At 29.6% G+C, this 23,250-nt stretch carries 23 protein-coding genes; 11 read left to right on the top strand and 12 right to left on the bottom strand.

The window, feature by feature from the left end; all coding sequences use genetic code 11:
• Window positions 1-115 precede the first annotated feature (115 nt).
• Together Q0958_RS05145 and Q0958_RS05140 are read left to right on the top strand one after the other, a co-directional pair.
• Entirely contained in the window at window positions 116-1,087 is a 972-nt protein-coding gene (locus tag Q0958_RS05145) for an aspartyl protease family protein (protein ID WP_299120558.1), read from the top strand.
• A gap of 46 nt (window positions 1,088-1,133) precedes the next feature.
• Window positions 1,134-2,096: a glycogen-binding domain-containing protein gene (locus Q0958_RS05140; RefSeq protein WP_299120556.1), complete on the top strand. Its 963-nt coding sequence runs from the start codon at window positions 1,134-1,136 to the stop codon at window positions 2,094-2,096.
• On the opposite strand, the gene Q0958_RS05135 is transcribed toward Q0958_RS05140, so the two are convergent.
• Window positions 2,097-4,124 (bottom strand): NADPH-dependent 2,4-dienoyl-CoA reductase, encoded by a 2,028-nt coding sequence (locus Q0958_RS05135; RefSeq protein ID WP_299120554.1) that lies wholly within the window; start codon window positions 4,122-4,124, stop codon window positions 2,097-2,099. It lies immediately after the preceding gene.
• A 124-nt stretch (window positions 4,125-4,248) separates the two neighbouring features.
• Window positions 4,249-5,190 carry a nitronate monooxygenase gene (locus Q0958_RS05130; RefSeq protein ID WP_299120551.1) on the bottom strand — a complete coding sequence of 314 codons (942 nt, stop codon included), beginning with the start codon at window positions 5,188-5,190 and terminating at the stop codon, window positions 4,249-4,251.
• A gap of 121 nt (window positions 5,191-5,311) precedes the next feature.
• On the opposite strand from Q0958_RS05130, the gene Q0958_RS05125 reads away from it, so the two are divergent.
• From Q0958_RS05125 to Q0958_RS05115, 3 genes are all read left to right on the top strand, one after another.
• The gene (locus Q0958_RS05125; protein WP_299120548.1) at window positions 5,312-5,971 is read left to right on the top strand and encodes a hypothetical protein; all 660 of its coding nucleotides are present in this window, start codon (window positions 5,312-5,314) and stop codon (window positions 5,969-5,971) included.
• 117 nt (window positions 5,972-6,088) lie between these two features.
• Window positions 6,089-7,123 carry a helix-turn-helix domain-containing protein gene (locus tag Q0958_RS05120; protein ID WP_299120545.1) on the top strand — a complete coding sequence of 345 codons (1,035 nt, stop codon included), beginning with the start codon at window positions 6,089-6,091 and terminating at the stop codon, window positions 7,121-7,123.
• A 92-nt stretch (window positions 7,124-7,215) separates the two neighbouring features.
• Entirely contained in the window at window positions 7,216-7,866 is a 651-nt protein-coding gene (locus Q0958_RS05115) for a YceI family protein (RefSeq protein ID WP_299120543.1), read from the top strand.
• Between the two features lie 191 nt (window positions 7,867-8,057).
• Here Q0958_RS05115 and Q0958_RS05110 read toward each other — a convergent pair whose 3' ends face one another.
• The 7 genes from Q0958_RS05110 to Q0958_RS05080 form a co-directional block, all read right to left on the bottom strand.
• Window positions 8,058-8,927 carry a pirin family protein gene (locus tag Q0958_RS05110; RefSeq protein WP_299120540.1) on the bottom strand — a complete coding sequence of 290 codons (870 nt, stop codon included), beginning with the start codon at window positions 8,925-8,927 and terminating at the stop codon, window positions 8,058-8,060.
• Between the two features lie 159 nt (window positions 8,928-9,086).
• Entirely contained in the window at window positions 9,087-9,524 is a 438-nt protein-coding gene (locus Q0958_RS05105) for a MarR family transcriptional regulator (protein ID WP_299120537.1), read from the bottom strand.
• A 5-nt stretch (window positions 9,525-9,529) separates the two neighbouring features.
• The gene (locus tag Q0958_RS05100; RefSeq protein ID WP_150898974.1) at window positions 9,530-9,778 is read right to left on the bottom strand and encodes a glutaredoxin domain-containing protein; all 249 of its coding nucleotides are present in this window, start codon (window positions 9,776-9,778) and stop codon (window positions 9,530-9,532) included.
• A gap of 108 nt (window positions 9,779-9,886) precedes the next feature.
• Window positions 9,887-10,318, bottom strand: a complete 432-nt coding sequence (locus Q0958_RS05095) for a (4Fe-4S)-binding protein (RefSeq protein ID WP_299120502.1) — start codon at window positions 10,316-10,318, stop codon at window positions 9,887-9,889.
• Between the two features lie 17 nt (window positions 10,319-10,335).
• Entirely contained in the window at window positions 10,336-10,866 is a 531-nt protein-coding gene (locus Q0958_RS05090) for an NAD(P)H-dependent oxidoreductase (RefSeq protein ID WP_299120500.1), read from the bottom strand.
• 4 nt (window positions 10,867-10,870) lie between these two features.
• Entirely contained in the window at window positions 10,871-11,278 is a 408-nt protein-coding gene (locus Q0958_RS05085; RefSeq protein ID WP_150898977.1) for an OsmC family protein, read from the bottom strand.
• Window positions 11,271-11,627: a DoxX family protein gene (locus tag Q0958_RS05080; RefSeq protein WP_299120497.1), complete on the bottom strand. Its 357-nt coding sequence runs from the start codon at window positions 11,625-11,627 to the stop codon at window positions 11,271-11,273. Before Q0958_RS05080 ends, Q0958_RS05085 begins: the two co-directional genes overlap by 8 nt.
• Before the next feature lie 161 nt (window positions 11,628-11,788).
• Here Q0958_RS05080 and Q0958_RS18945 point away from each other — a divergent pair, with 161 nt between their 5' ends.
• Entirely contained in the window at window positions 11,789-12,748 is a 960-nt protein-coding gene (locus Q0958_RS18945; protein WP_333909533.1) for a bifunctional helix-turn-helix transcriptional regulator/GNAT family N-acetyltransferase, read from the top strand.
• Window positions 12,749-12,903: 155 nt separating this feature from the next.
• Here Q0958_RS18945 and Q0958_RS05065 read toward each other — a convergent pair whose 3' ends face one another.
• Window positions 12,904-14,532: an isocitrate lyase gene (locus Q0958_RS05065; RefSeq protein WP_299120495.1), complete on the bottom strand. Its 1,629-nt coding sequence runs from the start codon at window positions 14,530-14,532 to the stop codon at window positions 12,904-12,906.
• A gap of 82 nt (window positions 14,533-14,614) precedes the next feature.
• Complete coding sequence (gene aceB / locus Q0958_RS05060; RefSeq protein WP_299120493.1) at window positions 14,615-16,210, bottom strand: malate synthase A; 1,596 nt, start codon at window positions 16,208-16,210, stop codon at window positions 14,615-14,617.
• Window positions 16,211-16,360: 150 nt separating this feature from the next.
• On the opposite strand from aceB, the gene Q0958_RS05055 reads away from it, so the two are divergent.
• From Q0958_RS05055 to Q0958_RS05035, 5 genes are all read left to right on the top strand, one after another.
• A complete protein-coding gene (locus Q0958_RS05055) occupies window positions 16,361-17,839 on the top strand; it encodes a helix-turn-helix transcriptional regulator (protein ID WP_299120492.1) in 1,479 nt (492 codons plus the stop codon).
• Window positions 17,840-17,898: 59 nt separating this feature from the next.
• Entirely contained in the window at window positions 17,899-19,527 is a 1,629-nt protein-coding gene (locus tag Q0958_RS05050; protein WP_150898983.1) for a carboxyl transferase domain-containing protein, read from the top strand.
• 17 nt (window positions 19,528-19,544) lie between these two features.
• On the top strand, window positions 19,545-21,542 hold the full coding sequence (locus tag Q0958_RS05045) for a DUF3352 domain-containing protein (RefSeq protein WP_299120490.1): 1,998 nt from the start codon (window positions 19,545-19,547) through the stop codon (window positions 21,540-21,542).
• Between the two features lie 58 nt (window positions 21,543-21,600).
• Window positions 21,601-22,323 (top strand): YebC/PmpR family DNA-binding transcriptional regulator, encoded by a 723-nt coding sequence (locus tag Q0958_RS05040; protein ID WP_272148881.1) that lies wholly within the window; start codon window positions 21,601-21,603, stop codon window positions 22,321-22,323.
• Window positions 22,324-22,658: 335 nt separating this feature from the next.
• A complete protein-coding gene (locus Q0958_RS05035; protein WP_299120487.1) occupies window positions 22,659-22,823 on the top strand; it encodes a hypothetical protein in 165 nt (54 codons plus the stop codon).
• Window positions 22,824-22,830: 7 nt separating this feature from the next.
• On the opposite strand, the gene Q0958_RS05030 is transcribed toward Q0958_RS05035, so the two are convergent.
• Entirely contained in the window at window positions 22,831-23,073 is a 243-nt protein-coding gene (locus Q0958_RS05030) for a hypothetical protein (RefSeq protein ID WP_299120485.1), read from the bottom strand.
• Window positions 23,074-23,250: the final 177 nt, after the last annotated feature.

Below are 23,250 nucleotides of genomic sequence, written 5' to 3'. Positions count from 1 at the left end.
ATTAAGTTTTAGAGCAAAAGCTTATTATTCATTATAGATTTAAATTTACCATGTCTTTTACCTCTCTATTTTTAGAAAAAATGTAACTTAGTATTCTAAAATGCGTCTTTATAATATGCGTAACATATTGTACATATTATTCTTTTTATCAGTTTGTAAATTCACCTATGCTACAAATGATAATGAAATCATTATCAACTCTGTTCCTATTCATTTTAAGAATGCAAAAGTTATAAATGAATATTCTACTCGAATTCCTTTTAAGTTAATTGATAGACTTATTGTTATTGAAGGTAACATAAAAGATAAAAAAGGGAATTTTATTATTGATACAGGTTCTGAAACCATGATTTTGAACAAAGCGCATTTTAAAACTTATCCTTTTCAAAAAGAAAAAAAAACTACAACAGGAGTTATTAATAATGTAGATAACCTTTTTGAAAAAAAGATAAAAAAACTATCGCTAAAAGAAATTACTCTTCATAATAAGAAATCTGATATTATTGATTTATCTCATATAGAAAAAAGTAAAAAAATTAAATTATTAGGAATCATTGGTTACAGTATTTTAAAAGATTATGAAGTTTTTGTCGATTTATACCTGAATCAGATCACTTTAACCAAAATAGATTCATTAGGTAATACTTTAAACAAAAATGTATATCTGGAAAAGATAGTTGATACTATTGACTTTAAACTAGAAAAACACACTATTGTTTTAAATGGTTATATTGGTAAACAGAAAATAAAATTTGGTTTAGATACTGGTGCCGAATTTAATCAGTTGCATAAAAGAATTAACAAAAAAGCTTTAAAGCATTTTTATCCTAAAAAACGTGTAAAACTTGTGGGGGCAAGCAAAAGAAAAATTGAAGTTTTATATGGAGATTTATTCCGAATAAAACTTAGTGACAAGATATATTTTGGACCTATGAAAACCATACTTACCAGCCTTCATAACATGAACAAAGCCTTTGGCACAAATTTAGATGGTATATTAGGACATGACTTTTTTGCACAAAAAAGGGTTATAATCAATTATAAAAAAGAGAAGCTTTATTTTATTAATTACCCACTTATAAGATAGTTTTACCTCTTTTAAAAAAAATCATTTGATTGTATTATAGTATAGCATGAAGCATTTATTAAAAATAACTTTATTCCTAATTTGTTTTAGTAACCTCAACATTTTTTCTCAGAAAAAAGCAATAAAAGGTTATAAAATAGAAGGAGATTATGTTGTTTTTACATTTGATAAAAGAGACTATACAGAAGCTACCAATGAACACACAAAAGAGAAACTTGATTTTGATGATTTTGATATAAAAAATGTTGTTGTTTCGGGTAATTTTAATTCATGGTCTAGAGACAGTTGGAAAATGACTAAGGTTTCCAAAAACATATATGAATTAAGAAAAAGAATTACCGATTTTAAAGATGATTTTGACTGGGAATTCAAATTTGTTATAAATAATCGCATATGGGCTGAACCCTCTGAAAATATAAGTAATATTACTCCTGCTAGAGATGGATTCTTCAATTATTACACCTATAATTTAAAAATGTATAGTGCCTATCCTAGTAAAAACGGAAATGCTAAATTTAGACTTAAAGGTTATGAAAATGCTAAAAAAGTAATTGTTACGGGTTCTTTTAATAAATGGAACGAACAACTTTTTGAAATGGAAAAAACCGATAGTGGTTGGGAGTTAACACTCCAATTAAATCCAGATAAATATGAATACCGATTTATTGTTGATGGTGCTTGGATTGAAGATCCAATTAACCCTATGAAAATTTCTAACGAATTTGGAGAATACAATTCTGTAATTGATATTTCTGTGAAGGTAAAATTCTTTTTATATGGTTATGAAGACGCCAAAGAAGTAATTTTAGCCGGATCTTTTAATGATTGGTCTGAACATTCTTTAAAAATGAATAGAGTAAAGAATGGTTGGACATATTCAACAAAACTACCTTCTGGAAAACATCATTATAAATTTATAGTAGATGGAAATTGGAAAGTAGATCCATCAAACCCTGTAAAAGAATTTGATGGACATGGTAATATCAATTCTGTAAAAATGGTGAAATAATTAAATTTTCGCTGCTAATCTACTTCCTTGGTCTATTGCTCTTTTAGCATCCAATTCTGCTGCCACATCAGCCCCACCAATTATATGAGTTTTAATTCCTTTAGCTTCTAATGGTTCTAATAATTCTTTGTAAGGTAATTGCCCTGCACAAATAATAATATTATCTACCTCTAATACTTTTTGCTCTTCATTTTGTGTATAGTGAAGCCCTTTATCATCTATTTTAGTGTATTGAACTTCATTAATAAACTGTACTTTTTTCTTTTTTAATACAGCTCTATGAATCCAACCTGTAGTTTTCCCTAATTTACCACCAAACTTTCCTTTACTACGCTTTAGCATAAATATTTCTCTTGGAGATGGGTGAAAATCTGGTTGTATTCCTTCTATTCCTGCGCGTGCTTTTAAAGATTTATCAATTCCCCATTCTTGTAACCATGCATCTATATTTTGTGAAGTACTTTCACCTTCATGTGCTAAATATTCAGACACATCAAAACCAATTCCTCCTGCTCCAATAACCGCTACCTTTTTACCTACTTCTTTTTTAAGTTTGATAACATCGATATAGCTCAATACTTTTTCATGATCAATTCCATCAATACGTGGTGTACGAGGAGTAATACCTGTAGCTAAGATAACCTCATCAAAGTTTCCTTGGGCTAAATCTTCAGCATTAACTCTTGTATTTAATTGTAGGTTTACGTTGTGTAGCTCTATTTGTTTGTTGAAATAACGAATAGTTTCATAAAACTCTTCCTTTCCAGGAATTTGTTTGGCAATATTAAACTGCCCTCCTGTTTCTTTATCGGCATCATAAAGAGTTACTTCATGACCTCTCTGTGCTGCTACAGTTGCTGCCGCTAAACCTGCTGGCCCAGCTCCTACAACAGCTATTTTCTTTTTATTTTCAGTTGGAATGTAATTTAATTCTGTTTCATGACATGCTCTTGGATTTACCAAACAGCTAGCTACTTTCTTTTGAAAAGCGTGATCTAAACAAGCCTGATTACAAGCAATACAAGTATTTATTTCATCTTCTCTTTCTTCCTTTGCTTTATTTACCCATTCTGAATCTGCTAAAAATGGGCGCGCCATAGAAATCATATCGGCGTGTCCTTCTTTTAATACCTTTTCTGCAGTTTCAGGCATGTTAATTCTATTAGAAGTTACTAATGGAATTGACAATTCTTCTTTCATTTTTTGAGTAACCCAAGTAAATGCTGCTCTAGGTACCGATGTGGCTATAGTTGGGATTCTAGCTTCGTGCCAACCAATTCCTGTATTTATAATAGTAGCTCCCGCTTTTTCTATTTCTTTTCCTAACTGAACTACCTCTTCCCAAGAACTTCCTTGTTCAACAAGATCTAGCATTGACAAACGATAAATAATAATAAAGTTTTCTCCTACTGCTTCTCTTGTTTTTTGAACTATTTCAACAGCTAAACGGATTCTATTTTCATAATCTCCTCCATAATTATCAGTTCTTTTATTTGTTCTTTTAACAATGAACTGATTAATTAAATATCCTTCAGACCCCATTATTTCTACTCCATCATATCCAGCTTCTTGAGATAACTTAGCACAGTTCACAAAATCTTTTACAGTTCTTCTAATACCAGATTGCTTTAAGGCAAATGGTTTAAAAGGATTTATAGGTGCTTGGATTTTTGAAGGAGCTACACTAATTGGGTGATATCCATAACGTCCAGAATGTAAAATTTGCATACATATTTTACCACCTTCTTTATGTACCGCTTCTGTAATTTTTTTATGTTCTCTAGCATGCTTTTTAGTACTCATTCTTGCAGAGAAAGGCGCAGTCCATCCTTGAATATTAGGTGCAATTCCTCCTGAAACTATCAATCCTACTCCTCCTTTTGCTCGTTCTGCATAATAAGCAGCTATTTTTTCAATACCATTTTTTTCTTCTTCTAAACCAGTATGCATAGATCCCATTAAAATTCTATTTTTAATAGTAGTAAAACCTAAGTCTAGGGGCTCGAAAATATGTTTATACTTTGTCATTGTTTTGATAGTTTTAGTTGAAATTTATTATGCATGCATAATAAATGCAAAATACATTAATTTTCTTAAAAAATAAATAAGGCAGCCATTTTATGACTGCCTTATTCTAATATTTATTATTTTTCTAAATAAATTTAGCTACTATCTGATTAACTGGTAAAACATCTTTGGTATGCTCTATACTTGGTCCAGCTACCCATACAGTTTTATAAGTAGCTTTCATGGCTGCCTTTTCAGTAGCTTTCATTCCTATTGAAAAACGGATCATTTTTACCCACTTTTTCAATTTTCTATTTTTATTTAAAAGCTTTTCTAGCCAACTTTCTTCTGTACCTATTTTTTGTACATAAGGAGTATTAATTACTGTACAGGGTGTTCCAGAAATTCTCTTTGTCATTATAATGTCTTTCTCTCCATAAGTAACACAAGCTTCCTTATATTCTTTGGTTACGTCCGACTCTGTAGATGCAATAAAAGGACTTCCAACTGATACACCTATAGCTCCATAAGACAACATTTCTTCTAATTGTGCTTTATTACCTACCCCTCCGGCTGAAATAACTGGTATATTACAGTTATTTGTTAACTCTTCTATTAACTCTTTAGGAGTAAAATTACCTCTGTGTCCTCCTGCTTCATTATTTACAGCAATTAAAGCATCCGCTTTTAACGACTCTACTTTTTTTGCAAATTTTAAATCGGTAACGTCACAAAATACTTTGATTCCTTTTTTATGTGCTTCTCTAATAGTTTCTTCTGGACTTCCCAAAGAAGTTATAATAAAATCTACTCCTTCTTCACACAGTACTTCTAATTGTCCTTTATATTTAACATTAGATTTATTCACAATTAAATTAAAACCAAAAGAACCTCCTTCTACTTTATGCTCTTTTAATTCTTTAATAGCTGCTCTTAGTTCTTCTAAGGTTCTATAATTCAATGCAGGGATACAACCAGCTACTCCTGCTTTCATACCTTCAATGACCATTTTAGTATTTGACACTAAAAACATTGGTGCCATAATTATTGGGTGTTTAACACCTAAGATATCTTTAAGATTTGACATATTTGAAGTTTTAAATTTATTATGCGCGCATAATAAATTGCAAGATACGATTTTTTATAAGACAAAAAGACAATTAACTTTTAAGTATATTCGTTATAACTGTGCTATAACAAACTCTAAAATGACATTTAAAAACCATACTCTCCCTATTTTCTTACTGTTATTATTGCTAATAAATTCAAATACATATAGTCAATCAACTGAAGCTATTATTAGTTTTAAAACTAAATATTTGAAAAATCATAAAATAAATTTCATTATAAATGGGCTAAAAATTATTCCCAATAAAGAAAAACATAAAATAGAAATTAATAAAACGGACTATGATACATTAGTATGCTTAAAAAATGATAAAAAATATAGTTTAAGTTTACTTAAGTTTAAGGAGAACATTGAATATATAATTACAATTAATCCTTGCGGTTTTTATGATATTCAACCTATTAACGCTCCTAAAAAAGGAGTTGTTAGATACAATTATATTTCAAAAGTAAATGATAGTGTGAATGCAGTATTAGATTTATATTCTCAACCAATTTCATCAAATAAAAACACAAACTATTATAGCTTTATTCCATCTGCAATGTGTGCATTTGCTAAAAAGAAAATATCTCTAATGAATTCTAAATCGGAGAAAGAACTTAGTTCTATTTATTTTAATTTTTTACATGGTGAGAAATTGACTTATATCTATAATGAAAAAACAAAAAAACAATGTTTGATTTTTGATGGATATATTAAAGAAGATGAAAAGTACTCAATAATGGAAATGATTAATTAAAATAACTTTATATCAATTATCTCTTTTATGAATTGGAAGGATAGTTCATGAAAAAACTTAAATTCATCACCACATATTTGACCATGTACTTTCCTTCATTTTACTATTTTTACTTTTATGAATATTGAATTTAATTACATTAATATCATTGATATATTATCAATAGGAACTTCTTTTTTATTTGGCTTGTTCTTTATTGTTTCTAAATCTAAAAATAATATAGCTAATCTCTTTTTAGGACTTTTTTTAATGTCTTTATCTATGGAAGTATTATCTACTTTTTTAGATAATGTTAAACTGGATAAATTTAGCTACCCCTCTACAGGTGTTATAACTATCCCTTTATTGTTTCTCTATATAATTAAAACTTTAAACTATCAAATAAGAAAAAGGTACATGTTATTACTATTATTACCTTTAATATTTGTTATATTCAGAATAAAGTCTGATTACATTTATAGTGGGTTTGATATACTTTTCTTGATAATTATACTAAGAATAATAGCTATTCATAAAATGAAATTGGGTGATTTTCATTCTAATATTGAAAATAAAACATTAAGTTGGATAAAAACGATAGTATATACTTACTTATTTTTTTATTTGTTTTGGGGTATAGAAGATATAATAACTTATCAAAACAAAATGATAACAATGTATTTTTCTCAAATATCTTCTATAATGACATTGTTAATAATATATTGGATTGGTTACAAGGGCTTTTCTCAACCAGAAATTTTTATAAACACAATTGATTATAATAAAAATAATATTGTGAATGTAAATGATTCTTCACTAAAAAATAATACTGAAGAACAATTTAAAAACTTAACTGAAATAATTCAACGAGAACAATTATTTTTAAATGCAGATATTGACCTTTATACTTTATCAAAACAATTAAACATTAAAGAAAAAGAACTTACTAAATTGATAAAAATTCATACTAACAAGAATTTTTATCAATTCATGAATCAATTTCGAATAGAAAAATTCAAAAAATTAGTCTCTTCAAAAAAAGTTAAACATATGTCTTTACTAGGTTTGGCTTTAGAGTCTGGTTTTGGCTCTAAATCATCTTTTTATAGAGTTTTTAAATTGATGGAAGGTATCACTCCTAACCAGTATTTAAAGTCAATTAAGAAGTCTTAATACCTTTTTGTAGGACTTAATAATTTAAACGAATACTTAATTAGCATGTACTTTTGTTTTTCCAAAATTTAAAAACATAATAATTTAAGAAGATGAAAAAAAACGATTTGATACTCATATTATTAGTATTAATACTTTTATCATGTAAAAAAGTTGAGAACAAAACAAAAACTCAATCAGAAAAAGAAACGACAATTACATCTATTAATGCTAAATATAAAATAGATATTAAAAATAGTATCATCAAATGGAAAGGTTTCACGCCTATAGTAGGAGATGGACATGATGGAGTCATTAAATTATCTAATGGAATTATAGAATTTAAAAACAATAAAATTACAGCAGGAAATTTTATCATTGATATGAATACAATAGAAAATTCAGATATCAAAAATGATAAAGAAAAAAAAGAATTAGTTACACATCTTAAAAACCCTGACTTTTTCGATGTCAAAAAGTTCCCTTCAAGTAATTTTATAGTAACAAACTTTATTATTAAAAATGATGTAACTTATATTGAAGGTGATTTTACTCTAAAAGGTAAAACAAATAGTATATTAATTCCTGTAAAAACTATAAAAAAGAATAGCACTAAAATTTCTATTATTAGTAAACCTTTTAACATAGATAGAACTAAGTGGGGAATTATATATGATTCAGGATCCTTTTTTAAGAATCTTAAAGACAATTTAATTAAAGATAATATTGAAATTGAATTTAATTTAAAAGGAGATTTGGATTAAAAATCTCCTTTTAATTAAGATATTTATATCAATTATCTCTCTTTTGAATTGGAAGGTATTTAATGGAGAAACCGATGATGGATTTGAAAGTTTTACAATGTGCAAACCTTAAAATAAGTGTATAGCATATAATTTTAATATTATATACTATACACTAAAAATTACTTCTGTAAGGCTAGAAGTCATCAATGTTAATACAAATAACCCATTTTCCCTTTCTGATAATCTCGTAATGCTTCCATTATCTCTGTTTGAGTATTCATAACATAAGGTCCCCAAGAAGCTACTTTTTCATTTATAGGCTCTCCTGATAATATTAACAAAGTACTTTCTTTTTTCGCTTCTATTTGTATACCATCACCATCTTGATGAAAAGTAATCATTTGAGTTGCTCCTTTTTTTAAAGTTGCTTCATCATTAATCAGTACTTCACCATCTAACAAATACACCAAGGATTTATGTGATGTTGGAATACTAATATTCATTTTTCCTTTCTCTTGAGTTTTAACCGTAAACACATTAACTGCTGTTTGAGTTTTAATCAGTCCTTTTCTTTCTTCTAGTTCTCCAGCTACAACTTTTAATTCTATACTCTTATCTTCATTTGTTACAACAGGAATATCTTCACTTTTTAAATGCTGATAATTTGCAGGCATCATTTTTTTTGCTGCTGGAAGATTAAGCCATAATTGTATTCCTTCTAACTCTCCTCCTCTTTCTACAAACTCTTTTGATGGTCCTTCTGCATGAATAATACCTCTACCTGCTGTAGTCCATTGAACATCTCCTGCCTTTACTAACATTTCATTTCCTAAAGAATCTCTATGCAATTGCTCACCTTTAAATAATAATGTTATTGGTTCAAAACCTCTATGGGGATGTGGTCCTAAATCAAAAGGATTATTAAACGGACTTATTGCATAAGGTCCATAATGATGTAGCAATAAAAATGGATCTACCATATCTATTCCTTCTGTTGGTATGGGTTGTCTTAACCTTACTGGTCCCATGCTTACAAGTGGACTCCCTACTTTATGCGCTATTGTTTTTAATGTTTTCATGTTTTTTTAATTCAAATGATACTTCTACTTTTAATTTACCTAGTAAATAAAGTTGTTCGGTATTTTCTGCTTCTTGTATTTTAAAATCATCACATTTAAATTATTTTCCATGGAAAATATATCGATAAAATTTTTGTTATTTTCAATATATTTTTATTCCTATCTAATTTTGTCTAATAAATTACTTAACTGAATTGCTTCTTCATCAGTAATATTTTCAATAAAGTCTACATCAATATTACTGTCTATGGTTTCAAGTAACTCTAATCCTTGATTGGTTATGTTTATAAATACAACTCTCCTATCGTGATCGCACCTCATACGATTAATTAATTTCTTATCGCATAATTTGTCCATTAATCGAGTGGCATTAGGAGCTCTTTCAATCATTCTGTCTTTAATAACCTGAACTTTTATAGGTTCTTTGGCTCCTCTAAGGATTCTAAGAATATTATACTGCTGTGGTGAGATTCCATAAGGGCGGAAAAATTCATTTTCTTTACTAAGAATCCAATTTGCTGTATATTTTATATTTATAAAAGCTTTCACTTTGTTATTTGGAAATGTTGAATTAATGTCTTTTGAAATATCTCCCATTGTATCTACCCTCTTAATTTTAAATCCTTCATTAACTTATTGAACAAATCTGATGTTGGTGTTAAATAGACCTCTTCATTAATAAATAATGTTGGGTATTTAACTGTACCTTCATACAGCTCTTTACTATGTTCTCTGGCTTGTTCATCCGTTGATACATCTTTGTAATCAAAAGCTATTTCTGTAGATTTTAAAAAGTTTTTAAACGCAACTGAATGTGCATGCCCTTTTCTACCGTATAAAGTAATTTTCATCTTTTTCTTTCTTAGTACAAAATTAGTTAAATCGCTTTTTATTTCCAAGGAAACTAATGTAAGAGCATTTATTTCATTTGGCAGTATTGGTAAGAATACAATTCCTTCTTATCCTATAAAACCTTCCTTTACATGTGCTCCATCACAATAAGGCTTATTTTTTGAAGCTCCACATCTACAAAAAGCTGTTGTTTTGTTTTTTTTCTCTAATTTTCCATCTGAGTTAGTTATATGTAAAGTTCCATACACTAACAATGGTCCATTTGCTAAAACTTCAATCTTAGTCTCTGTATATGCTTTTTCCTTACTTTTACCTTTTGATATGTATGATAATGCACCAGATGGACAAGCTTCTACTTGTTTTTTAATCCTTTCTGTAGTTGCTCCTTCCATGTTTACCCATGGTTTATTTCTTGGATCAAAAACCTGAATTAATTCTTTCCAACACTTCTTAGCGTGAATACAAGTTTTTGGTTTCCAAACTACAGTAATATCATCATTACTGTATTTTTTTACTAGCTCTTTTTGCTTATCAGACATAACTAAAATGTTTTTATTTATACTACATTTTCGAAAGTTGTAACTGCTTCTTTAAGTTTTTTATTTAACTCTTCATTTACAATACTTCCCTCTTTAAAGTTATCATAAAATACTGGTAATGAGAAATTAGAAGCTACATTGGCTCCCATATGAGGAAAAGTTCCTAATGCTGAAGCCAAAACTCCTGCGCCTCCTCTACCTCCTGGTGATGCTGCCATTACTAAAACTGGTTTGTCTCTAAATACTTTCCTGTCTTTTCTTGAAGCCCAGTCGAAAATATTTTTAAATGCTGCTGAATACGATCCGTTATGTTCAGCTAGAGAAACTATAAATCCATCATATTTATCTAAAGCTTCATTAAACTTAGCTGCTCCTTCTGGATATTCTTCATCTCTTTCTATATCTTCACTAAAAACGGGTGTCGTGTAATCGTTTAAATCTAATACATCAAAAGATACATTCTCCAATTGACTTGCTGCATAAGTTGCTAATTGTTTGTTAATTGATGTAGTACTTGTACTACCTGCAAATGCTGCTATTTTTTTCATCTTGTTATATTATTTTACTACTTATTTCTGTTTCTCCTTTTATCATTTTAGCAATAGGACATTGAGCTGCCATTGCCAATAATTTTTCTCGTTGTTCTTCGGTTACTTCTTTTTCAAAAGAGATTTCCTCTACTAACGATTTTTTTATTCCTTCAGAAGTTAATGCCTGTTTTTGACTTACTTTAACAGTAATCTCACCTAAATCCCAATTTTTCTTTTCAGCATACATACGTAATGTCATAGACACACAACCTCCTATTGCTGTTAACAAATACTCTACTGGTGTTGGAGCATTATCGTCTCCTCCTTTATTAACCGGTTCATCTATCATTACAAAATGATTTCTCATTTTTGCTTCTGCTAAATAATTACGATTGGTTAGTTTAACTTCTGAAGTGATATTTTTAGGCATTTATCTTTTTATTATATATGTATGAGGTTACTAATAAAATCATTGCCACGATTGCTCCCGTTTGTTGTCCATCACTTATCATAACATGTGCAAAAAATGCAAGTATAAAAGCAAAGAAGAAACCAGCGTATGCCCATTCTTTCAAAAATGTATCTCTTAAAAACCATATAGCTACTAATCCTAAAATCTTAGCTATTCCATATGGATAAATAATATAGGTTGGATAACCGAATGCTTCATACATTTTTGATACTTCAGCATTATTTACAAAGTACATTCCAGCAGAAAACAACATTAATAAACTTAATAATCCTGTTGCTACATAATAAATAATTTTGTCTCTTTTCATTATAATTTGGTTTTAAATTCTTTACAAAGATATAAAAAATATTTTTATTTACCATGGAATATATTTTCTAGGTATATATTTACTATTATCTTATTATTAAATTATTTAGAAATATTTGTATATTTGCATAAGTACTTATATAAATAGTTATTTTAAATATTATGGACGCTTTAAAAGGTTTTGGTGAAATAGGAATGGGCTCTCGATTAAAGAGAGTAAGTGAATATATGATGAGAGAAACCCAATTGGTATATGACAGGTATAATATTGATTTTGATCCTTACCTCTTCCCTACTTTTAAAATCATAAAGAATAAGAAAGGAGTTACTAATGCTGAAATAACTAACAGTCTACTAATATCGCAACCTGCAACAACACAAGTAATAAACAAGCTACTAAAAAAAGAACTCATAATTTTAAAAGAGGATAAAATAGATAAGCGAAAAAAAGTAATATTTCTTTCTGAAAAAGGTAAAAACCTAGTAAAGAATGTTACTCCAATATGGAATAGTATAGAACAAATTATAAAAGACTACACAACTATTAGCTCTAATTCTTTAGTAGAGCATTTAAACATTTTAGAAGAAAAATTTAACAAAAAAGCTTTTAGCGAAGCTATTATAGAACATATACAAATGAATACAATAAAAAAACACAACCTACAGATTGAAGAATTCAAAAAGGAATATGCTGTTCATTTTTATGATTTAAATATTGAATGGCTTAAAACATTTTTTTACGTTGAACCTTATGATGAAGAAGTTTTAAGTAATCCTGATAAATATATTATTGATAAAGGTGGACATATCTTTTTTGCAAAATTAGATAACGAAATAGTAGGTACTGTAGCGCTGATGCCTATGAAGGAAGAGAACGTTTACGAACTTACAAAAATGGCGGTTTCTCCTAAACATAGAGGCTTTAAAATTGGTCAGAAATTAATGCAACAATGTATCAATTTTGCCAAAGAGAATGAATTTGACAAACTGGTATTATACTCTAACACTAAATTAGAAAACGCTATTTATATTTATAGAAAATATGGTTTTATTGAAATTCCAGTTGAAGAAAACTCACCGTACATTAGAAGTGATATTAAAATGGAATTAAAAACAAAATAAATAAAAAACTCCAGCATTAAGCTGGAGTTTTTACTTCAAAATAAAATTTATAAACCGCTAACTATAAATTTATGCTTTTATAAAGTTTCCCGATATGCAAACAAACAACCTTTTACAAACCACATAAACGGGAAACTTGCCTACTAATAATTACTTTACACTTCCAATTCTGCTACTACTTGTTTAGAAATTTGTTTGTTGGATTCAAACTGGTTAGAAGTATTTTTTGCTCCTCCAGCTTTTAAAGCCTTATCACCAGCAAAGAAAGTTTTATGGTCATCACCTAAATCAGAACCTGCCATTCTTTGATGCTTTACACAAGAAACTCCTTTTCTAATTTCTTTTCGTTGTACTTCTTTTACATAAGACAACATGCCTTCTTCTCCAAAATACCCTTCAGTTAAATCATTCATATGAAGTGCTGTAGTATGATATGTTGGTAAGGTTATTAAATGATGGAATACTCCTGCTTCTTTAGCTGCGTCTGCTTGAAAAGTTTTAATTTTCTCATCGGCTCTTAAACATAATTCAGAACCGTCATATGTAGCATCCATTAAATTATTTCTATCGTACATAGACACATCTTCACCTTCTATAAGCATCGTATCGTAAACCTGATTACGGAAATTTAATGTCCAATTAAAAGATGGTGAATTATTATAAACCAACTTGGCATTTGGCACTACTTCTTTTACTCTATTTACCATATGTGCTATTTGACTAACATTTGGCGTTGGTGTTTCAATCCATAATAAATCTGCACCATTCTTCAAACTAACAATACAATCCAACACAACTCTATCGATATTTGAACCTTCTTTGAATTTATATAATCCGTTAGACAATCTAACCGGACGTACTAACTTTCCATCTCTTTTAAGCAAAACATCGTCTTCCTTTGCATTTTCAATAGCTATTTCTTCAGCTTCAACAAATGCTAAGTATTGAGAGGCTAAATCTCCTGGCTCCTGACTTACTGGTAATTTTTGCGTTAAACCAGCTCCTTCAGAATCTGTTCTAGCGACAATAATTCCATCTTCTACCCCTAACTCTAAAAATGCGTATCGAATAGCATTCAACTTAGCTATAAAATCTTCATGTGGTACCGTTACCTTTCCGTCTTGATGTCCGCATTGTTTAGCATCAGAAACTTGATTTTCTATTTGAATAGCACAAGCTCCTGCTTGTATCATTTTTTTAGCCAATAAATAAGTTGCTTCTTCATTACCAAAACCTGCATCAATATCAGCTATAATTGGTACTATATGTGTTTCAAAATTATCTATCTGATCTTGTACATCTTCCCCATTTTCCAATTGTTTAAATAAATCATTTAGTTCAACAGCATCTGCCTGTCTTAAAAAATCATAAATCTCTTTTATCAAAGCAGGTACAGCAGTTTTTTCATGCATTGACTGATCTGGTAACGGCCCAAATTCTGATCTCAATGCAGCCACCATCCACCCAGAAAGATACAAGTAACGTTTGCTTGTTGTTTTATGATGCTTTTTTACAGCAATCATTTTTTGTTGCGCAACAAATCCATGCCAACATCCTAATGATTGTGTATAATTTGATGTATTTGCATCATACTCAGCCATATCTTTACGCATAATAGCAGCTGTATATTTTGCAATATCCAAACCTGTTTTAAATCGGTTTTGAGTTACCATTCTTGCTGCATTCTCTGGACTTATAGCATTCCAGTTGCTTCCAAACTTTTTCTTAAGGTTTTTAACTGTTTCTAAAGCTGAATTATAACTTCCTTGAGCTAAATTTTTCATAAATTTGTGTTGTTAAATAAGTTATTTAATTTTATTGATAGCTTACCCTATTAAATGTTGCCGCATTTAGTAGGGCTTTTTTTTATAAATATTTATATGCTGGTAAGGTTAAGAATTCTACAAAGTCTTCATTAAGAATTAAATCATCAAACAACTGGATAGCTGTATCAAATTTCCCTTGCTTATATCTTTCTTCTCCCACATACGTTTTAATCTTTTTAATTTCTTCTTTTTTATATTGTAAGTACATGTCTTTAGTAAATGTTCTTCCATCTTCTAATAACACATTTTTATGTAACCATTGCCAAACCTGAGTTCTTGATATCTCAGCTGTAGCAGCATCTTCCATTAAATTATACAGCGCTGCTGCTCCCTGTTGCATTAACCAAGATTCTATATATAAAATACCAACGTTTATGTTTTCTCTGATTCCTTCTTCAGTAATTGTTCCTTCAGGTAAATCAACCAACGCTTGTTCTGTTATAGATATATCTTCTAACTTTTTATCTATTTGATTTGCTTTCGGCATATACTCATTAAAAACATCCATCGCTACTTTTACCAATCCTGGATGTGCAACCCAAGTTCCATCATGACCATTTTTTACCTCTTGCAACTTGTCATTATATACTTTTGAAAAAGCCAACTCATTAGCTTTATCGTCATTTTTAACTGGTATTTGTGCAGCCATTCCTCCCATAGCATGTACACCTCGTTTATGACATGTTTGGATTACTCTTAACGAATAAGCCTTCATAAAAGGACTACTCATAGTAACCTGAGCTCGGTTTGGTACTATAAACCCATTGTGATTTCTAAACTTTTTGATATATGAGAAAATATAATCCCAACGACCACAGTTTAAACCAGCCATATGATCTTTCAACTCATAAATAATTTCATCTAATTGAAAACTAGCTGTAATGGTTTCTATCAAAACAGTTGCTTTAATTGTTTTTTGAGAAATCCCAAGATAATCTTGCGCAAATACAAAAACATCATTCCACCATCGAGCTTCTTCATAGTGTTCTAACTTCGGTAAATAAAAATAAGTAGCACTTCCTTGACCTAGTAAGTTTTTAATATTATGGAAAAAATACAATCCAAAATCTACTAAAGAACCAGACATCTCTTCTCCTTCTACAACAAAATGTTTTTCATTTAAATGCAACCCTCTAGGACGAACCAATAATGTAGCTACCTTGTCATTTAGTTTATACGTTTTATCCTTCTTTTCATTATAAAAGGAAATCGTTTTGTTTACTGCATCTCTTAAATTTACTTGCCCGTCTAGAATATTAGTAATTGTAGGAGAATTGCTATCTTCAAAATCAGCCATAAATGTCTTTGCGCCAGAATTCAATGCATTGATAATCATTTTTCTCTCAACTGGTCCAGTTATTTCTACCCTCCTATCTAGTAAATCTTTTGGCAATCGCTCACATACCCAATCATCTTCTCTTACTAACTTTGTTTCTTCTGGAAAACTTGGAAAGTTACCTGCATCAAAATATGCCTGTTCTATTTCTCTCTCTTCTAATAATTGAAGTCTTCTTTCATTAAATCTCTCATGAAGTTGAATTAAAAAAGCACTAGCTTCTTTAGTTAAAATGCTTTTATATTGAACAGCTTCAAAACCTTTAAACTGAATTTGTTTGATTAGAACATCTTGATTCATAATAACTTATTTTTAATTATTGACACTTCAATATTAAAAAAAAGAACTCAAAACAAAAAGCGAACGTTCGCTAAAAGTTTATTTTTTGCTAATTTTTATTAATTCGCTAATTTTTATACCTTTGAATTGCGAATCTTTTAATAAAATACTTTGGAAGAAGAATATATTAGACTTGTTTTTGGTTTAAAACTCAAACAAATACGTACAGATAAAAACCTATCACTCTTCGGATTAGCCAAATTAACAGGCTTATCCAAATCGTATTTAAATGAAATTGAAAAAGGAAAAAAATACCCAAAAACAGATAAGATTGTAATACTTTCTGAAAAGCTAGAAGTTCCATATGATCATTTGGTTTCTTTAAAATTGGATAAAAACTTAGCTCCAATTGGTGAAATCTTACAGTCGAAAATTTTAAAAGAAATTCCGTTAGAGCTATTTGGTATTAAAGAAAACAATCTTATTGATATTGTTGCTAATGCACCTGCGAAAGTGAATGCTTTTATTAGCACTATTATAAAGATATCTCAAAACTATAACTTAACAAGAGAAAGTTTCTTTTTAGCTTCTTTACGTTCGTACCAAGAAGCACATAATAATTATTTTGAGGACATTGAGAATAATGTTATTTCCTTTGCTAAATCTTATCATGTTGATTTAAGTAAACCTATAAAATCAAAAGAATTAGAAGATATTTTAATTCAAGAATATGGATACACTATTAATACTGAAGAACTTTCTAAACATCAGAAACTATCAGAATTAAGAAATATTTACATTCCAAAGAACAAAACACTACTTCTTTTTGATGATATTAGTGAAGCACAAAAAACATTTATTTACGCTAAAGAAATTGCTTACAATTATTTAAATATTGAAAATCGATTATACACCTTTCCTTGGATAAAATTTGAAAGTTTTGATCAGGTTTTGAATAATTTTATTGCTTCCTACTTTGCTGGAGCACTTATTATTCCAAAAGAAAATCTAGTTAACAAACTAACTCATTTATTTTCTTTACAAGATTGGCAACCTATTCAATTGCATAAAATCATTAAAAGCTTTCATTGTTCTGATGAAACTTTTTACCAACGATTAACAAATATATTACCCAAGCATTTTAATATAAAAAACTTATTCTTTTTACGTTTTACACACAAGGAAAACTCATCCATATATAGGCTTTCAAAAGAGCTGCATATTACTCAGCAACAAACACCACATGCAAATCGTAATAACGAACACTATTGCAGAAGATGGGTTTCTTTAAAGACAATTGAAGACCTAGAAAAAAACACTGGTAAAAAATCTAGTTACGGTATTCAAATATCATCTTATGAGAACTCTAAAAATGAGTACTTAGTTTTATCGGCTGCTACTTCCGACCCTTTCAAAGACAACATTAATAGAAGCGTGAGTATTGGTATGCTATTATCTCCACATTTAAAGAAAAAAATTCAATTCTTTAAAGAAGATACTTTTACCAAAAAAACTGTAGGCGTTACCTGTGAATCTTGTGGTGTAAAAAACTGTAAAGAACGGGTAGCTGAGCCACGAATTTTAAACAAACAATTAAGAAATTTAGAAATAGAAAAAACGGTAGAAAACATCCTTGAATCATACAAGTAAACACCTTGTATTCTACCTTGATTTTCTTATTTTAGCAAACGCAAAACAAATAACTTACAATGGATCTTAACTTCAATAAAAACGAAGACCACAATAAACTTTTAGCTTCAGACTTACGCCAACGCTTAGTAAAAGTAAAATTAGGAGGCGGACAAAAACGTATTGACAAACATCACGAAAAAGGAAAATTAACTGCCAGAGAACGTATTGATTTTCTTTTAGACAAAGACACTAAATCTATAGAAATTGGTGCCTTTGCAGGAGAAGGAATGTATGAAGAGCATGGAGGATGTCCTTCTGGTGGAGTTGTTGTTAAAATGGGATACGTAAGCGGTAAGCAATGTATCGTTGTTGCAAACGATGCTACTGTAAAAGCAGGTGCTTGGTTTCCTATTACAGGTAAGAAAAATTTAAGAGCTCAAGAAATTGCTATTGAAAACAAACTTCCTATTATTTACTTAGTAGATTCGGCAGGAGTATATTTACCAATGCAAGATGAAATTTTTCCAGACAAAGAACACTTTGGAAGAATTTTTAGAAACAATGCAGTAATGAGTAGCATGGGTATTACTCAAATTGCTGCTGTTATGGGAAGTTGTGTAGCAGGAGGTGCTTATTTACCAATTATGAGTGATGAAGCTTTAATTGTAGATAAAACTGGAAGTATTTTCTTAGCTGGAAGTTACTTAGTAAAAGCTGCTATTGGTGAAACTATAGACAATGAAACTTTAGGTGGTGCAACTACACATTGTGAAATCTCAGGTGTTACCGATTATAAAGCTAAGGACGATAAAGATGCCTTAACTACCATTAAAAACTTAATGGATAAAATTGGAGATTATGACAAAGCTGGTTTTAACCGTAAAGAATCATTTCCTCCAAAAGAAAATGAAGATGATATTTTTGGAATTCTTCCAAGAGAAAGAAATGCTCAATATGATATGTTAGAAATTATCAAACGTTTGGTTGATAATTCTGAATTTGAGCAATATAAAGAAGGTTATGGACAAACCATTATTACTGGTTACGGTCGCATAGACGGTTGGGCTGTTGGTATTGTTGCAAACCAACGTACTTTAGTAAAAACTAAAAAAGGAGAAATGCAGTTTGGTGGTGTTATTTACAACGATTCTGCCGATAAAGCTACTCGTTTTATTGCCAACTGTAATCAGAAAAAAATCCCTTTAGTTTTCTTACAAGACGTAACTGGATTTATGGTAGGTTCTAAATCAGAACATGGTGGAATTATTAAAGACGGTGCCAAAATGGTAAATGCCGTATCAAATTCTGTAGTTCCAAAATTCACCATTGTTATTGGTAACTCTTATGGTGCAGGTAACTATGCTATGTGTGGTAAAGCATACGACCCTAGATTAATTGCTGCTTGGCCAAGTGCTGAACTAGCGGTAATGAGTGGTAACTCTGCTGCAAAAGTATTACTACAAATTGAAACAGCTTCATTAAAGAAACGTGGAGAAGAAATTACTCCAGAAAAAGAAGCTGAGTTATTTGATAAAATAAAATCACGTTACGATAACCAAATCTCTCCATACTATGCTGCTGCAAGAATATGGACAGATGCTGTTATCAATCCATTAGATACAAGAACCTGGATTTCTATGGGAATAGAAGCTGCAAACCACGCTCCTATTGAAAAACCTTTTAATTTAGGTGTTATTCAAGTATAATTTGCATACAACTAGTTATGAAAAAAAAGATTATATGGGCTATTCTAATAGCCCTTTTTAGTTTTATAGGATATCAAGCTTACATTTTTACCTTAGCTGATGAAGATAACATTAACCCTATTTATCTAATTCCTAAAAATGCTGCCATTGTTTTAGATACAGAAAGACCTATTGACACTTGGGACGAAATAAGTTCGAGTGAAATTTGGAAACACTTTCAAACCAATTCTTACTTCAAAGAAGTTACCAAAGACATTAGCGGTTTTAATAAACTTTTTAAGGATCAGAAAGATGTAATTGATTTTATAGGCGAAAGAGATCTTTTAATATCTATTCATAGCTATAAACCTAAAAAATACGGTTTACTTTATGTAATCGACCTTCAAAAACTAGCCAAACTTCGCTTTTTAAAAAGTGCCATTCAAAAATTGGCAGATAGCAACTTTAAGGTTACTCAAAGAACCTACAAGGAGCATGAAATTATTGAGCTTTACAATAAAAGCAACAGAGAAACTCTTTATTTATCATTCATTAAAAATCAATTAATTGCTTCTTATACGCATGTACTAGTTGAGCAATCAATAAATCAATATTTGGAGCCAGTAATTGGTCGCGATTTGAACTTTGTTGAAATAAAGAAAGAAACTGGAAACGACGGTTTTTTTAATGTATATATTCAATATGAATACTTCGACCAGTACTTAGCTTGTTTTACAAACTCTTCAAACCTTAAAAGCTTTAAAAATGTACAAAACGCTTTATTTTATTCTGGTTTTGACATTTCTATTATGGAAGGAGTTACTTTGCAAGCACTTGGTTACACGAATGTAAATCAGACTTCCCAAACCTTTTTAAAAGCACTTCAAAATTCTGGAAAAGGTAAACGCAGTATTGCCAAAATTGCTCCTAGAAATACTTCTTTATACCTAAGTTTTTCTTTTGATAGTTTTGATGCTTTTCACACCAATTTAGAAGCTTTAGAAAAAGACAATGCTGCTACTTTTAAAACTTACACCAATCAAATTAAGAGTATTGAAGACCAGTTAGAAATTGATATTCAAAAACATATATATAGCTGGATTGGTAACGAAGTGGGGTTACTACATTTTAATTCAGACTTATCTAAAAACAAAAAAGATATTGCTGCAGTTATTAAAGCAGATGATATTGATGATGCTAAAGAAAATTTAGATTTCATTCTCTCTAAAATTAAAGAAAATACGCCTTTAAAGTTTAAGCAAATTAACTACAAAGGCTACCCTATTCACTTTTTTGACTTAAAAGGATTTTTTAAGATGTTGGCAGGGAAAACTTTTGCTAAAATGGAAAAACCATATTTTACCATTATTGATGATTTTGTGGTATTTAGCACGAGCCCTAATACCTTAAAAGAGATTATTAACAATCATTTGGTTGAATACACTTTAGCTGAATCTGAGAGGTTTGAAGAATTTAATTATCATTTTGAAAATAAATCGAGTGTTTTTGCCTATGCTGAAACTGCAAATTCATACAACGATTTGTTGAGTTTATTAGATTATAAAACACAGCAACAACTCAAAAAAAACAAAAAGTATTTTAATTCATTTTCGCAGGTTGGTATTCAGTTAATTTCTAAAGGTGACTTGTTTGAAAGTAATATTACGCTTTCATATCAATCAGAAGAAGAGTTATCCAGTCATCAAAACAAAGAAACTGCTTTAAAGGAAGAATTATATAAAAAACTAATACCTGAAAAAGATTCTGTTATTGTAGAAACTGCAGAGACTATTTTTAATATCCAAGCAATTCATCCATCAGATTTAAGCGCAAAAGAATACAAAGAGTATTACGATGACAAGCAATTAAAATTTGAAGTTGAATTAGACGATGGCGTTTTAGACGGTAGCTTTAAACTATATTATTCTAGTGGTAATTTAAAACTGAAAGGACAGTTTAAAAACGGAAAAAAAGCAGGTACTTGGCGTGCCTATAGTGACAAAGAAGGAAAACAAATTTTCAAAAAAAGATTTTAATTGTAAATATTTAACGCAATAGTTACATTTGCCATTGCGTAAACATAATTTTTAAGAAATGGGAAGAGCATTTGAATTTAGGAAAGCGAGAAAAATGAAACGTTGGTCTGCTATGGCTAAAACTTTTACCAGAATTGGTAAAGACATTGTAATGGCAGTAAAAGAAGGAGGTCCAAACCCTGAAACAAACTCTCGTTTACGTGTTGTAATACAAAATGCGAAGGCTGCAAACATGCCTAAGGATAATGTACAACGCGCTATTAAAAAAGCATCTGATAAAGATACAGCGAACTATAAGGAAGTTTTATTTGAAGGATATGCACCACACGGAATTGCTGTTTTAGTAGAAACTGCAACAAACAACAATAATAGAACTGTAGCAAACGTAAGAGCTGCTTTTAATAAATGTAATGGTAACTTAGGAACTTCTGGTTCGGTTGCTTTTATGTTTGACCATGTAGTAAACTTTAAAGTAAAAGAGGATACTTTAGGAATGGATTTAGAAGAGTTTGAAATGGAGATGATTGACTTTGAAGTGGAAGAAGTTTTTGCCGACGAGGAAGATAGCTCTGTTATGCTATATGCTCCATTTGGTCAGTTTGGTTCTATTCAGAAATACTTAGAGGAAAACAATATTGAGATTCTTTCTTCTGAGTTTGAAAGAATTCCAACAACTACTACTGCTATTTCTGACGAGCAAAAAGAAGATGTAAACAAGCTTTTAGAACGTTTAGAAGAAGATGATGACGTAAACACAGTTTACCACTCAATGCAAGAGTAAACTCAACAATATCAATAAAATCAACTATAACCCTCTATTTTACTAGAGGGTTTTGTTTTTTTACGCTATATAGACTTTCCCTCTTCTTGAGGATTTTCATCCTCTATTCCATCATCATTAGGATCAGTATATTGAATTTCTTCTTTTTCTTTTGAAAAATTTTCACTGAATGAAATTGATGTAATTAATCCTAATTCAGAATTAATAAATATTTCATAGTATAATTATTTTTTGTGAATAAAAATAACTCTAAAAATACAGGTATATTAATTTTCTTTTACCAAACTTTAGACATAAAAAAACAACAGTTAATTATTAATTTATATTTTTACAGCATGAGTTTAGGAGAAGAACTAATTGTTGCTATAATATTTACCTCTTTTGTATTGTTAATAGGTTTAATAATTTCTTTAATTAGATACTTATTAGGCTTTAAAAACAATTCTATTAACCCTACAATTGACAACGACGACTTCTCTTTTTTTGATGATTTATTTTAATACTACACTACAGGTTTAATACTTTTTTAATTTCTCTTTGACTATGTCTAACTCCAGACTGAAATGATTCATCCTTGACGTATTCAATTATACCTTTTAGAGTTCCAAAATCATACTTATCATTATCTGAACAACCATAAAACTCGTCTCCATCTTCATCATAAACAACTCCATTTTCACAAGTTGAAACCCCAAGCAATTCATTTAATAAAGTCTTTCGTTCTATTTCTGATAGTTTTGTATTTATCATGATTACTACACTATTTATATTATTTGTTAATTTTATTTTCCATTTCATACTTTTGCTTCATTATGAAAAAAATCGCTAAAGAATTATCTTAGCTTATTCTAATGTTATTAGGTTACATTATTAATGCTCTTGTTTGGATAGACTTTTTACCTTTTGGTATATTCTTTATTATACTAG

This window comes from uncultured Tenacibaculum sp., assembly GCF_947499065.1.
Taxonomy (GTDB): Bacteria; Bacteroidota; Bacteroidia; order Flavobacteriales; family Flavobacteriaceae; genus Polaribacter.
This window is presented reverse-complemented; position numbering and strand designations above follow the sequence as displayed.